Source organism: Psychrobacter sp. P11F6 (assembly GCF_001435295.1).
Lineage (GTDB): Bacteria > Pseudomonadota > Gammaproteobacteria > Pseudomonadales > Moraxellaceae > Psychrobacter.
Genome location: NZ_CM003594.1, coordinates 2,171,387 through 2,185,687, shown reverse-complemented (window position 1 = coordinate 2,185,687; position 14,301 = coordinate 2,171,387). Strand labels below are relative to the sequence as shown.

The window sequence follows — 14,301 nt, the reverse complement described above, 5'->3', positions numbered from 1 at the left end:
AGATCATAAAAAAGCACCCGCCTATGATTAAGCGGGTGCTTTTTTATATGATTTAATTGTCTTTTTTAGTTTGATATAAAGTATTTACACAAAGTTATGAAGCCAAAGTTATAAAGCAAGGTTATGAGCACTGTCCTTTAACATAACCTACTGCTGCCGTTGTGCCACATGCCGAACATGAGTTGCCCGCAGTGCGATAACTAAATCCTGAGCTGGTTTTCACTTTGACACAAACAGGATCGTATTGCGCGGTGCACATCGTTTGCTCAGGGTTGTAAGGTGGGCACTTGATGAAAGGGTTGTCGCTGTTCTGTTGGCTGTGCCCAGTGCTATGAATAGGGGCGGTGTCAGGCGTATCGATGCTTTGGATGTTATTACAGCCAGCTAAGGCAATAGTGACTGATAACCCTAATAATGACAGGCATAATCGCCATGATTTGAATAAGTGGTTCATAATCATATGTCCTTATAAATAGTGTTCGGTAAGTCCCTGTTATCGATAGCTGGTTGCAACCATGTGATGAACAAGGTGGTTTCAATTGATAGTAGCCTATTTATCAGCAGTCATCTACCAAATCATGATTAATAAAAAACCCAAGCCTATGATTAAGCTTGGGTTTGAGCACCACTATAGTCATTCCACTATAAAAATATTACTGCGTTAACCTCGCTTGAGGTATTAAATATACATCTACACTCGGTTGCCTCGTACTACTTTTAAATTGAACCGACTATACTAGCCGTTTTATAAATGCCAGCTAAAGGCGATAGAGCTATTTGGCTGCTTTGTCATCTTGATTAAGCTGAACATATTTATCAAAGTTCTGCGCATAATCAGTCAGGTTGTCGCTCAGCATTTGGCGATACTGTTTGACATAAAATTCAACGATATCATCTTTTTCTTTGGCAAAGTCATCGCCTTTGACAAAGCCGATAGAAGCGACAGACGCGCTATAACGTGCGGCTGCATAAAGTAGTGATGCACCTACTTGTCCTGAATGCGCTTCAGAACCCAACTGACTGTTTGCGATACCAATAATGGCATCAGCACGTTGGTAAAATGCCTGCATTTCAGGGGTAATCTCAATGTTAGCGTCAACATTGCTTTCTTGAATGTTGCTGTCTTGCATATTGTCTTGAGACATAAGCGACTCCTAATAAGTGTCGGTAATTTTAAATTTATAAAGAGGGTTTGTAAGGGGTGCAAAGTTATATTTTTACAAACCAGCGTCTGCTTTTAAGATCTCAGCTTTGTCTGTTTTTTCCCACGTAAAGGCAGTTTCAGAGCCAGGACGACCAAAATGACCAAAAGTCGCTGTTTGCTGATACATTGGTTGTAATAAGTTTAGCATACGGGTAATGCCATAAGGGCGCAGGTCAAAATGGGTGCGAATCAGACGGATGATTTCATCATTGCTGATTTTATTCGTACCAAAGGTATTGACAGAGATAGAGGTTGGTTCAGCGACACCAATGGCATAACTAACCTGTATTTCACAGCGCTCAGCAAGTCCTGCCGCAACGATGTTCTTAGCCACATAACGTACGGCGTACGCAGCACTACGATCGACTTTCGATGGATCTTTACCACTGAATGCACCGCCGCCATGACGCGCCATACCGCCATAAGTATCAACAATAATTTTACGACCTGTCAATCCAGCATCACCTACAGGACCGCCAATCACAAACTTACCCGTTGGGTTGATATGATAGCGCGTGCCAGCATGCAATAATTCAGCAGGCAATACTTGTTTGATGATAGATTCCATTATTGCTTCTTGCAGATCTTTTTGCGAGATACTTGGATCGTGTTGCGTTGATAGCACCACGGCATCAATGGCAACAGGCTTGCTACCATCATATCTTAAGGTCACTTGCGCCTTGGCATCTGGACGTAACCACGGCAACTCGCCTGCGCGGCGCAGCTCAGATTGGCGTTCCATCAAACGATGAGCAAATTCGATAGGGGCTGGCATCAACACGTCAGTTTCATTGCTGGCATAGCCAAACATAAGACCTTGGTCACCTGCGCCTTGCTCTTCAGGGTCGCTACGATCGACACCTTGAGCGATTTCAGGAGATTGTTTGCCGAGCATATTGATGACCGCGCATGTTTCGCCATCAAAGCCTAAGTCTGAGTGGTGATAACCAATACCGTTTACGGTATCACGCACGATACGCTCAACATCGATATTTGCCGTCGTGGTGACTTCACCTGCTAGTATCACAGCACCTGTCTTAACCAAGGTTTCGCATGCCACGCGTGCATGCAAATCTTCACGTAAGATGGCGTCAAGGATGGCATCTGATATTTGGTCAGCCATTTTATCAGGATGACCTTCGCTCACAGATTCTGAGGTAAATAAGTTGTATTCACGCATAATGGGATCGCTTAATTGCAGGGACTGTATTCTACGAACTCAGTCATTATTAAATGTATATAAAAATAAAAGGCGAAAACGAATAAAAAAATTAGCACATTTTACCGTGTATCGAGGTAAAACTCTAGCGATGGATAATACTAAGAAGTAACTAGGCATGGATTAACCATGGTAAAAGTCATCAATCTCGCTATTTTCTTGCCAGCGATATTCAGTATAGTGAGCGATCTGGCGCGCTGTATCGATGTCATGTCTGTCGGCGATAAAACCAAGCGCCATGTCCATACCTGCACTGACACCTGAGGACGTATAAAATTTGCCATCAACAACCCAGCGTGCTTGCTCGGCCCAATGGACTTTGTCAGATTGCGCTATCACCCATTGCCATGACAGCTTATTAGACGTTACGCGCTTGTCATCTAAGACGCCAGCCTTAGCCAACAATGCGCTACCCGTACAAACGCTAAGTACCCAATCAGCATGGTCAACCAAGGTTATTAACGTCTGCAAAAATGGTCGGTGATTGATTTGCTGGCGAGTACCCATGCCGCCAACCATCAACAAGATATCAGTCTGATGCGCTAACTCGCTGACAGCGACTGTTTGCATCGCAACGCCATGCTTACTATGGATAATGCCGCCGTTTAAGGAGGAAAATTGCAGACGATAATGCTCAGGTAAGCAGCCAAACATCTCGATAGGTCCAAATAGATCTAAAGTCTCAAAATCATCGAATAATAGCGCGGTCAGTGTCTGCATCTGGCTTCCTGATTTTTAAATAATATTTACAAAAGTAAGTGGGCGTCTACTGCTTTTTTAACCACGCTATTTATGTTTTATTCATATAAAGTAGATAAATTAAACCTTTTATAACTAGAGCAGTTATCGTTCTAAAAATTATAGCTCCAAAAACTTGGCTTTGTCTTTAAACATACATTCGTCATAAACAGGACACGCCCCGCATTTGGGTGTACGGGCTTGGCAGGTATAGCGCCCGTGCAAAATAAGATAATGATGCGCATCCACGATGAAGTCATCTGGGATACGTTCGACCAACTTATTCTCAACGATCAAGACGTTCTTGCCAGTGGCAAGTCCTGTACGATTACCTACCCGAAAGATATGAGTGTCGACCGCCATGGTTGGCTGACCAAAAGCGGTATTTAACACCACATTGGCGGTTTTACGCCCAACGCCAGCGAGAGACTCTAAGTCTTTGCGGTTATCAGGGACGGTGCTATTAAATTTCTCAATTAAATCATGGCAAGTTTTGATGACGTTTTTGGCTTTGGCATTATATAAGCCAATATTTTTGATATAAGATTTTAGACCGTCTTCACCCAATGCCAAGATTGCTTCAGGTGTATTTGCTACGGGATATAATTGCTTGGTAGCAATATTGACGCTCACATCCGTCGCCTGCGCAGACAAGATGACCGCGATCAGCAGCTCAAAATTACTCTTATAATTCAATTCCGTAACCGGCTCATCAATCGTCGCTGCTAGCTTTTCAAAAAATGGACGCACGTCACGATTGGGCATTCGCCGCGATGGCGGGGTATCGGCAGTTTTGTGCTTGACGGTTTTACTCATAGTATTCTTACTATTTTTTGGCTATTGATAGTTAATAACTGATACAAGATATCGGGATAAATTTATTTTAGCGATGTTGGGTAGACTGTCTAACAAATGATAATTACGCTGTTAAAGCTGACTTAACTCTACTTGCAACGCGTCAAGCTCTACTTGTTTGCTCTCATTTGGACGGACACTTAGCTGCTTTTCTAGCTTTTTAATTTTACTACGAAGCTTCGCTGCGGCAATGGTATTTTTTGCCTGCGCTTCGCTGATGTTCAACGATTGACTAGCGGCATTGTTCAGTTTTGCTTCAACCATGCTGACCACAGGTCTACTATTGCTACTATCAGCCAGCTGCTCGGTGACGCGTCTTAAATGAGTATGATAGCGCTGTCTTAAATCTTCTTGCTCTGTGGTACGTTCAGAGCTAGACAGCTCCCGTTCAACAGTGACCAAGTCGATACAGTCTACTGGACAAGGAGCGATGCAAAGCTCGCAGCCCGTGCATAAATCCGTAAAGATAGTATGCATGTGTTTACCAGTACCGACAATAGCATCGACTGGGCAGGCAGGTATACATTTGGTGCAGCCGATACAGTCATCTTCACGGATCACCGCACGTACCTCAGTCGGACGTTCAGAGGTCGCATCTATTGGCCACTGAGAAGGCGCAGCGCTAAGTATCGCTTCATGACTATCTATATGAATGATTTGAGCGATAGCATTGGTAACGGGTTGACCACCGGGTACACATTTATTGTATGGCTCATTGTCAAGCACGATAGCGGCGGCATAAGGTAAGCAGCCGTCTGGGTGCTCGCAAAGTCCACATTGTGTTTGCGGTAGACAAGCATCAATATATGAGATTTTCGCTTGTATGTCCGCAGGTAAGCGCTCTATATCCAAAGTGTCGAACAAGGTTGGCAAATTGGTGAGACGGATGTGGGTGCTATTTTTACTAGTGCTGCTTTGCATATGCTTTAAAACCTTAATATCAGTGCTAAGTGCTAAGTGCTAAGTGCTAAGCGTGCTCTGAGCGCTGACATTAGAATAATAGGATAATAACGATATTGATAAATGCTGCATTGATATTATAGATTAAAGCAAAATACCTTGCTCATTGGCAATTTGTGCAATCAGCTCGTAAGCAATGCTACCTTTTGAGGGTATTTTTGGCAAATTTGATAGATCAAAAAAATCGGCGTGCGACAGCTCATCTTCTTGGATAACAATTTCGCCAGCTGCATAAGAAGCGCGAAAGCCTAGCATTAAATTAGACGGAAATGGCCATGGCTGACTGCTGACGTAACGAATATTTGATAGACTGATATTCACCTCTTCTGCCACTTCGCGCACCACCGCGTGTTCTAGGCTTTCACCCACTTCTACAAAGCCTGCAATCAAACCGTATAGTAACGGTTGTGGCGACTGTAATAAATGAGGCGCTGTTTTTTGCTGTCCATAACGATGATGATGGGCTAGCAAAATCTGCATTTCACCCGTTTGCGGATTCGGGCGAGTAATAGCTGTGATGACACAGGGTTGTACACGTGGGTACTGGCGCAATCGGCACACTGGACAGACCATCGCACGCTCATCTCGTTTGGCATGAATGGTTGGGGCAGCACAGCGACTACAAAACTGTGTATCTGTTTGCCAGCGCAATAACTGTATCGCTTGGCTAAGCTGATCGGACAAAGCCACGGGCAACTGAGTAATCAGCTGGCGGTAAGGAACAAACGCATTGCCACTGCCCTCAGCGAGGATGGGCAGTGCAATATGATGTGCAATTGCATAGTCATAAGTAATGGCGCTAGCCGCTTGCGCAGTAAAGGTGTGGGCAGTATTAATCGAACTGTCGGAACTTTCTAGAGTATCGGAACTTTCTAAAATATCGGCATACTTCAGAGTATCTACACTCGCGTTAGTATGATTGACATCAGGCGACCAGTGACGCGGTGCTAGGCTTTCGAGTAGTGTGACATGACCAACTTGATAAGCAAGCTGGGTCTCCTCGTCTGAATGTGTAGCGGATGGGGATAATTCAAGCTGCACCGGCCACCATCCATTAGGTCGCTGGTGGCATAAAACAGTATCATCACTAAATACAAAAGCGCTGGTCATAGGTAAAATTCCAAACCGGTTACGGTCAGTACGCATCAGTGTTGATACAGACTTTTTTTAATTGAAGTAAAGTCAATCCAATATCATTCGGATACGGTGTCAGTCAGGCTCGCTTAGCACTACTATTCGTAGTGCTTTCACTCACCTTGTTTATATCCGGATTATATGGGATCGACTATATATAAATGAAGGGCTATGGCAGCAAAGCCGCCATTTAAATATCATTTTAGTGCTTAAGTATGATAAAAATTAGGCTGCGAGTAAATGACTCAAGCTCTGCTGTCCCACATCTAATGCTTGTTTGCTGACCGGACGATTATGCTCAAAACCATCTAGATGATGATCGACGGCCATAATGACATCAGCGATACAGGCAAGCGTACTGTCTTCAATACGTTGTCCACCTTCGATACGTTGCTGAAGATAATTGGCCAATTGACTGAGCATGCTGGCAGGTGTTGGCAGCTGTAAGAAGCGCACAGCCCCTGCCACTTGGCGCATCATCTCAGGTATGTTCTGGATATTGAGCATATCGCGCTCTGGCTCAGCCAAATAATCGTTAATGGCTTGTTCTGCACTGGCAATAGCGGAACGACTTTCTTGTATCAAAGTATCATTAGCCGTATTGAGCTGATGTAAAGAGATATGCGGGTTATTCAGTGGCAAATAGATGGCCCCTGGTGTGTGCATTTCTGCCATTGCAATGGTGGCGTTTTCCGCATGCATTAATGCCAACAGCAAGTGATCGAAATCTTCAGGCGAGGGCGTTTGCCAATGACTAATAGCTTCTGCTGCTATGCTGAGACTATTGGCTGCATTTGATAAACCAAGCAAGCGTAACGCTGAGCTCAATTCTGTTAGCTCTTCGATAATCTGTGCGGTTTGCATATCGACAGGGTTCAATGAATCACCGCGTGCGTAGCTATCCACATTTTCTTTGATGGTATTAATTTGGGTCTGAATGATGGTGTTCAGCGTATCGGTCAGGGCGCGATTAGGACCGAATAAGAAACGCTTCATTTGCTCAAGTTGCGCGCTTTCCAAGTGGTTGCTGGCGTATTGCTCACGCAGTCGTTGCGCTGCATCACTGTCACGCTGGCAAGCAAAACTGACCAAATCAGCAAAACGTTTGTCCATCACAGGCAAGTAGCTTTGGAATTGCTGCTCTAAATAAATCAGTGTGTGTTTTTGACTCAGATTTAGCGGTAATATCGTGGCAATGTCAGTGACAGCTGCGGTGGCTGCTTGCCAAAATAGACTGCTGGTGTTCGATGCTATCAAAGCACACGCTGCACTCATAGCGTCAAGTTTCTGCTGATCGTCTGGGCTAACGTTGCCATCTTGATTGAGCAGAGCGACTCCAAGACCACTACGATAAGCATAAGTTAGTAGTTCAGTGTCTAGGTTAAGCTCGTCAAGTGGTTGGAAGTTTTGTTCAGGGTTGGCAATGATGACACTACTGCTACCAAAGGCTGCAAAATAGTCTGCTGTGATAGGGGTTTCTTGCCCGTGAGCATTGAGTTTATTGATGACAGGTAGTAACAAGGTTGGCTCTACCGACTCTGTCAAAAGTACAAACTCGATATAGCGATCCAGTGTCATAATGGCTTCTGATAAGTCCATAATCAAGCTGGTATCGTTATTATCGCCATTATCATAGAGGCGCTGTAAACCATTGACAATAGCGGTATTCAAAGCCTCTGCACCAACCAAAGATATCAGCTCAAAGATGCAAGACAGCTGCTTTAGCACAGTGATAGAATCTAATAATAAAGGGGCTTGACTATTATCATCATTAAATTCACTCAGATGAATCTCAGTATCTTTTAAGGTTACGATGATCTCATCATGCAACAAATGTAGCGATGGTAGATTGAAATCAGTAACACTAAGCGTTGGGGCCGTTAACTTCATTTGCGCAGACTGGTTCATAGGTGTTTTTCCATAATGTACTGATGAGAATGGCGATGGTTTAAATGATGATCGAAAAAGCACTTGCTGGTAACGTTTTAACGCTTAATATAACAATAATCAAGCCTATATTATACAAATGTTATTGCTCAAAGATTGATATCATCAGCTTATACGGCGACTACATATTGGCTTTTAGCTCAGGATACGCTTCAGCGAGCGCGGCATACCACTCTTGATTGGTATTTTCATCCGTAGATGACTCTAGCAACAAAGACGCTAAATTAGCAAAACTGGCGTGTGCTGTCTGCCCACCATCTGTTTGCGTGTCTTCTTCGATGGCGAGTGTAACCTGCCCACCTGTCATCGCCAGATAAACTTCTGCTAAAATCTCTGAATCAAGTAAGGCGCCGTGAAAAGTACGATCTTGCTTCCCCACATTTAGGCGACGCACTAAAGCATCTAAGGTGTTTTTTTGCCCAGGATATTGCTGCTTTGCCATGACCAGCGAGTCAGTCACTTGTACGCGCTCGGCAAAGTCGTTCATACCAACTTTGGCAAACTCCATGTTTAAGAAGTTCATATCAAAGGTGGCGTTATGAGCGATGATTTCTGCGCCGTCCATAAAATCATAGAGCGACTGAGCAACTTGATCGAAGGTAGGCTTGTCGGTCAAAAATGCCTCAGAAATACCATGGATACGAATGACTTCATCATCCATGCCGCGCTGTGGATTGATATAAACGTGGAGCTTTTCACCCGTAAATTTACGCCCGATCATCTCCACGATACCGACTTCGATAATACGGTCGCCTTTTAACGGATCAAGACCTGTGGTTTCAGTATCCATAATGAGCTGGCGATCAGACTCATGACGATGGATAGGTTTGGGCAGCAGCGGTATGAAATACGGATTGGCACGGCTGGTGTCGCCGTCGAATTTTGGTGTATTAGCTTCTTCTATGCCAGTAACGGTAGCAGGCACATGATCATTTATCGTCGCATCAGTCATAGACGTTTGGGTTTCCGGCATCTCTATTTTACTCATTGGTTTGCTAGCATTATGCTGATAGCGATCGGCTTCTATTACAGCATCTTTACTCATCATCTCATCGGCAGGGTTTGTATCGTTATCAGTGTCTATGACATCTTCGTCAAGCTCATCATCTGTCATATCCAGACCCAGTGGATCGAAACTTAGCCAGTCATCGTGAGCAGAATTTTGCGCTGTATTAGGCATTATTTGCCCTTTTTTTTTAGCCGTGTCTTCCGGCTCTATGCTCGATAATTCTTCACTGCTGGACGTCACGCCCAAGTTTGCCAGCTCGTCCGCTTTTTCATTGCCTGCATGTCCTGCGTGACCTTTTACCCAATGCCAGTCAACATCGCGCTGCTGGCATAGCTTGTCTAATTGCTGCCAAAGGTCTTGATTGGCGACAGGTTTTTTACTTGCCGTTTTCCAGCCTCTTTTTTTCCAACCCTCTATCCATTCGGTGATGCCTTTTTTGACATAGCTTGAGTCTGTCCAAATCTCGAGGTTGTGCTCATGCGGGCTATGGGTCAATGCTTGTATCGCGCCCATCAACTCCATGCGATTATTGGTCGTCTCTTTATCACCGCCGTACAAATCTTGTGTACGTCCATCACTAAAAATGAGGTGTGCGCCCCAGCCACCAGCGCCTGGATTGCCTTTACAGGCACCATCCGTATAGGCCACGGTGGTGTTTAATTTGGCGGCCAACGGATTCATCGCGTTACTGGTGTTGAATGGCTGCGCTGAGGTGCGATTGTCTGACATAAAAAATTATTGACCTAAAAATTGATAAACATAGGGAGGGTTGGAGGGATTTTGCTAGCGTTGTTTTTACACCAGCGATTCCGTTATATTTTGGGAATGAGTATAACAAATCTATCGTTGATGTGGGCAATCGTAATGCACAAAGTCGCCAAAAGCACAGATCATAATAGTAACCTTGCTATTTTCTGTTAAAATGAGCTGTGTTGCGACACACAGTATCAAACGGTATTGACTACGCAGCAGAGAAAATAGCAGTTTTCTTGCGTCAGTTAGTAGCGCAAATCATTCGACAGTGCCAATAGTTAATGAAAACATGCCCTAGAAAATCACGTTAATAGCAAGATTGTCATCATCACTGTTTAAAGGTAGTTTTTTTAAAGACAATTTTTCATAAAAGTTTAATGCATGAATGCAGGATAACCCTATTATGTCCTTACGCTCAAACATTTTTTATAAAAGGCTGATGTGCTTACCAGTCGGCATAGCGGTGAGCAGCGCGCTATTTTTAAGTGCTTGCAACGATAGCAACATTCAAGCTGATACCGGACTGGTCGAAGCGGCGACAGACTTATCGGTTTTTGAAGGTTGTTACACGGTTAGTCATGACGAGCCTGCCCAAATAAAAATCAGTCAACAGGATGGCTCGTGGGTGATGCAGATGAAAGAGCCGGCAAGTGCGAAGCGCGTTTGGGATGACGCTGAGCCGCTAGAAGTGATTGAAAATAGCGAAATTCCGCAGTTTTTCTCTATTGACCCTGACAATGTCGATGCGGTCATTGGGCGTCCTGATCGAGTGCTAGTACTGGCTCATGTTAAGCCTGTCTATGCCAATATCGATCCACTCTTAGATAGTGAATATTTATCCTATATTTATCGCGGTGCCAATACCATCTATCGTGTCGAGTGTGATGATGTTAATACCGATATTTTAGCCAATCCACATGCCAATATTGTGATTGATAATGTTAATGAGAGCCTCTAAAAAAGCATGGCTCATAAACAGAATTTATGATCGGTAGTGTTATTTTAAAGAGTGTTTTGCTATAAACCATATGTTATTAGAGTTAAGCAATATGAATTTTTTTAGTTACGTGGTATTGGGCGGATTTTCTTATGCAGCGGGTTGGGCAATCAGAACCTATGTACTTGATAAGAAGCCTGAACCTGAGCAACCTTATAATCTAAAGCATCCTGCAATTTTGGCGTACTTAGGCGGTTTCTTTATTATTATGCTGATTGTCTCGTGGCTGATTGGTCGCTATGCGCTTGGGCATGCTGCTATCGATTTGCCGTTTATTATTATCAATAGCCTCGTTGCAACCTTTGTCTATTCGTTCGGTCTCAATCCAGAAAAAGCGCGTTATGATGTTCCAGATTAACTCACATAAATAATTGCTATTAATGAATAAAAAAGCCACGGCTGATACATTGATTGTCAGTCGTGGCTTTTTATAACGATTATTTTTTATAACGATCATTTCAGGATGATAGCTTGTACAAAGTTACTTGTTTTTCTTTAAGTCGGTAGCGGTTTTGATAGCGGTTTGTTTTTTCTTCCAAGTTTGATATTTTTGCAAATCTTTTTCGACCAACTTCAAGCAAAAGGTGAGTACTAGCGCATCGTCAATATGACCGATAAAAGGTATGAAATCTGGAATGATATCGATTGGGTTGAGAGTATAGAGCAGTCCAACCACACCTGCTGAAATGGTCTTGTAGGGAATATCGCGATAGTTTCCTTGATAATAATCTTTAATCAAGCTCATGAATAATATCAAATCTTTGGCAAAACGCTCAAGATGGCTACTGTCTTTTAGCTTTTCTTGCAGTTTTTCTTCTTCGTTGATGAGGTACTCTAAATCGGTATCCAATATGTCCTCTTTTTTCTGTTTATAAATCGCTTTCTCAGCCATTATTATTATCCTTATTTAACCGAAATCGGTATTCTCATACTACAACAAAGTCGCGGAATGTGCCAATAGTGCTAGGTTTTTGGTGTAACATGGCGAAAAATTAAATAGTGGTAAGGGTTGGGCAACTACCATAGCCAAAAAAGCGTTTACAATATGCTGCTGTGTGGTTTAAGCAAGTAGACTGCAAAAATAAAGATGATGCAAAAATATATCAAAATAAAAACGATAAGGTGGCAGAGAGAGATGTTTTCCAAGAGTCAGTTATTAACAGATGATAAAAATAAAAATGGTCATACAGCGATTGAAACAACATCTGGGCTAAACCGTCGGCAGTTTTTGCGTCGAGTGGGTATCAGTGCGGGTACTGCGGCATTGGCGACCCATAGTATTTCTCAAGTATTTGCCGCCAGCCCTATCGACCCTAATAATAGTCGGCAGCTCACCAAGGATGATTTGCCAACCGCGTTATTGGATGAGCGTTCATCATCACAGCCGTTACTCACGCAAACACGCTGTATCACGCCAACGATTGAAACGCGGCTTTTTGCCAGCTCTAATGTGGGCGGTAGCGATGACCGCAATCAATTGGCATTGGAGCGTATGGCCTGTGCAGGTTTCAAAGTAAATAATCCTACGATTACCAATCGGCAGTATCTGCGTTTTGCTGGTACGGATTCGCAGCGAGCCAGTGATTTACAAAACCTCGCTACTGGTGCAATAGCCGCCCCAAAATTGTTACTCGGCGTGCGCGGCGGCTATGGTGCAATGCGCATATTACCGATGATTGATTGGTTGACGCTAGGACGGATTATGCAGGAGCGCGGCACGATACTGGCGGGCTTTAGTGATGTGACTGCTATTCAGTGCGCATTATTGGCAAAAGGTGATATGAGTTCGCTTGCAGCACCGATGCTCTATAGTGAATTTGGAAAAACTGTCCCTGATCAAGTCAGCTGTCGACAGTTTGTTGAAGCACTAACCAATCCTAATCTGGTTATTGATATATCAGACGCTACCTTAACCAGTCCAAATTTACCGAGTATTTTGACAAGTACTGAGCCAAAAAATATAACGGGCACTATATGGGGTGGTAATCTAAGCGTGGTGTCAGCGCTGGCAGGTAGCGAGTATTTACCGCGCATTGATGGCGGCATTGTTTTTTTGGAAGACGTGGGCGAGCAACCTTATCGTATCGAGCGCATGCTATATGATTTGTATCTGGCAGGTGTCTTTAAAAATCAACAAGCGATTGTATTTGGGGCATTGTCTGGTACAGGAGAGGACAGTTATGACAAGCGTTATGATGTCGCGACAGTCATTCGCCAGCTGCATAAATTGACCGGATTACCCATTTATAGCGGCATGCGCTTTGGGCACATTGGACAAAAACACAGCTTTCCACTAGGCGCAAAGTGTCAAATTAGCTCCAATACAGCTGGTGGCTATCAGTTGGCATTTAGTGATTACCCAACCATCAAGGCTGATGCTATCCAAGTAGAAGGCTTGTGGAAAACTGCTTAAACACTAATCTCTAACTACTATGCATTGCCATGACTAAATCGCTAATCGCGAAAATTTATCTTGATATTCTTTGGGAGTTAGCTCTGTCGCACGTTTGAATAGGCGTGTAAACGAGGAGATATCATCATAGCCAACTTGCTCGGCAAGCGATTTTATGGTCACATCGCCTAACTCTAGCAGGCGTTTTGCCTGCTCAATTCTGACGGCTTGAATATACTCAATCGGGCGCATAGCAACAGCAGATTGAAAGCGCCTGTTCAATGTCCGCGGGGTGATATTGACCATGGCAGCCAATCCGCTCACCTGAATAGTCTGATAAAAATTTTCCTCAATGAATTCTTGTACCTGCTTGATCAGTTGGTCTGAATGGGGTTTGTGCAAGGTCACATTGGTATAGCTGTTTTGACTGCCTCTCTTGCTATCAATAATTTGGGTTTTGGCTACTTGAGTAGAAATCTCACGTCCGCAGTAGCGCTCTATCAATAACAGTCCTAAGTCAAAAAAAGCACTACCACCCGCTGCACAAAATATATTACCCGACTGGCTGTCTGACTTGCTCTTTGAATGAGTGACAAACTGGTTTTCTTGTAAATCAACGAGCGGAAAATCCGCCTTGAATTTACTGGCGTAACCCCAGTGCGTAGTGGCGATTCTGTTATCTAATAATCCTGCCTTTGCCAAAAAGAAAGCACCGCTACAATTGCTGGCTATATCTGACTTGGTGTCTGCCAACCGCGTTAGATGGGGTATCAACGCTGCATTTCGGCTCAGCACCTTATCGATTGAATCACCAATCGTCGGAATCAATAGCAAGTCGCATTCCGCCACGTCATGGATATCGCAGTGTGCTTGCATGATTAAGCGGTTGCTACATCTGATATCTACGCCACCAACGCTTGCTATCTGCACGTTGAACCGTGGTTCTACTGGCTCATCTAAAAATCGCTGCCAACTGACACCCGTAAATGAAAATAAATCTAATGCGCCTGTCAATGCGCTACCGAGCACACCATCGAATCCGATAATGATGACTTTAAACGGTTTGAAATAGGGCATAGGTGTCTATCCTTCT

Annotated in this window: 14 protein-coding genes; 3 read left to right on the top strand and 11 right to left on the bottom strand. The window is 43.8% G+C overall.

Translation table 11 applies throughout. The features are described from left to right. Positions 1-121 precede the first annotated feature (121 nt). The 9 genes from AK822_RS09005 to dnaQ all read right to left on the bottom strand — a co-directional run bounded on the left by AK822_RS09005 (position 122) and on the right by dnaQ (position 9,795). Entirely contained in the window at positions 122-454 is a 333-nt protein-coding gene (locus tag AK822_RS09005) for a hypothetical protein (RefSeq protein WP_060491391.1), read from the bottom strand. Between the two features lie 319 nt (positions 455-773). Next, a complete protein-coding gene (locus tag AK822_RS09000; RefSeq protein WP_372815298.1) occupies positions 774-1,145 on the bottom strand; it encodes a DUF3144 domain-containing protein in 372 nt (123 codons plus the stop codon). 72 nt (positions 1,146-1,217) lie between these two features. Beyond that, positions 1,218-2,384, bottom strand: coding sequence for a methionine adenosyltransferase (gene metK, locus AK822_RS08995; protein ID WP_045451444.1), 1,167 nt, complete (start codon positions 2,382-2,384; stop codon positions 1,218-1,220). A gap of 162 nt (positions 2,385-2,546) precedes the next feature. Then, on the bottom strand, positions 2,547-3,143 hold the full coding sequence (locus AK822_RS08990) for a DJ-1/PfpI family protein (protein WP_060491390.1): 597 nt from the start codon (positions 3,141-3,143) through the stop codon (positions 2,547-2,549). A 138-nt stretch (positions 3,144-3,281) separates the two neighbouring features. Then, on the bottom strand, positions 3,282-3,977 hold the full coding sequence (nth, locus tag AK822_RS08985; protein WP_060491389.1) for an endonuclease III: 696 nt from the start codon (positions 3,975-3,977) through the stop codon (positions 3,282-3,284). Positions 3,978-4,088: 111 nt separating this feature from the next. Then, complete coding sequence (locus AK822_RS08980; RefSeq protein WP_060491388.1) at positions 4,089-4,937, bottom strand: RnfABCDGE type electron transport complex subunit B; 849 nt, start codon at positions 4,935-4,937, stop codon at positions 4,089-4,091. Between the two features lie 123 nt (positions 4,938-5,060). Continuing rightward, a complete protein-coding gene (nudC, locus tag AK822_RS08975) occupies positions 5,061-6,086 on the bottom strand; it encodes an NAD(+) diphosphatase (RefSeq protein ID WP_060491387.1) in 1,026 nt (341 codons plus the stop codon). Between the two features lie 249 nt (positions 6,087-6,335). Then, complete coding sequence (locus AK822_RS08970; protein WP_060491386.1) at positions 6,336-8,018, bottom strand: hypothetical protein; 1,683 nt, start codon at positions 8,016-8,018, stop codon at positions 6,336-6,338. A gap of 160 nt (positions 8,019-8,178) precedes the next feature. Continuing rightward, on the bottom strand, positions 8,179-9,795 hold the full coding sequence (dnaQ, locus tag AK822_RS08965; RefSeq protein ID WP_060491385.1) for a DNA polymerase III subunit epsilon: 1,617 nt from the start codon (positions 9,793-9,795) through the stop codon (positions 8,179-8,181). Between the two features lie 427 nt (positions 9,796-10,222). Here dnaQ and AK822_RS08960 point away from each other — a divergent pair, with 427 nt between their 5' ends. Both AK822_RS08960 and AK822_RS08955 read left to right on the top strand, forming a co-directional pair. Further along, positions 10,223-10,777: a hypothetical protein gene (locus AK822_RS08960; protein ID WP_087945614.1), complete on the top strand. Its 555-nt coding sequence runs from the start codon at positions 10,223-10,225 to the stop codon at positions 10,775-10,777. Positions 10,778-10,868: 91 nt separating this feature from the next. Next, positions 10,869-11,174, top strand: a complete 306-nt coding sequence (locus AK822_RS08955; protein WP_045445540.1) for a hypothetical protein — start codon at positions 10,869-10,871, stop codon at positions 11,172-11,174. A 123-nt stretch (positions 11,175-11,297) separates the two neighbouring features. On the opposite strand, the gene AK822_RS08950 is transcribed toward AK822_RS08955, so the two are convergent. Beyond that, positions 11,298-11,708, bottom strand: a complete 411-nt coding sequence (locus tag AK822_RS08950) for a YkvA family protein (RefSeq protein WP_060491384.1) — start codon at positions 11,706-11,708, stop codon at positions 11,298-11,300. A gap of 243 nt (positions 11,709-11,951) precedes the next feature. Between AK822_RS08950 and AK822_RS08945 the strand changes: the two genes are divergently transcribed. Further along, complete coding sequence (locus tag AK822_RS08945) at positions 11,952-13,229, top strand: LD-carboxypeptidase (protein ID WP_060491383.1); 1,278 nt, start codon at positions 11,952-11,954, stop codon at positions 13,227-13,229. 33 nt (positions 13,230-13,262) lie between these two features. Here AK822_RS08945 and AK822_RS08940 read toward each other — a convergent pair whose 3' ends face one another. Further along, positions 13,263-14,285: a GlxA family transcriptional regulator gene (locus tag AK822_RS08940; RefSeq protein WP_060491382.1), complete on the bottom strand. Its 1,023-nt coding sequence runs from the start codon at positions 14,283-14,285 to the stop codon at positions 13,263-13,265. Between the last annotated feature and the right edge of the window lie 16 nt (positions 14,286-14,301).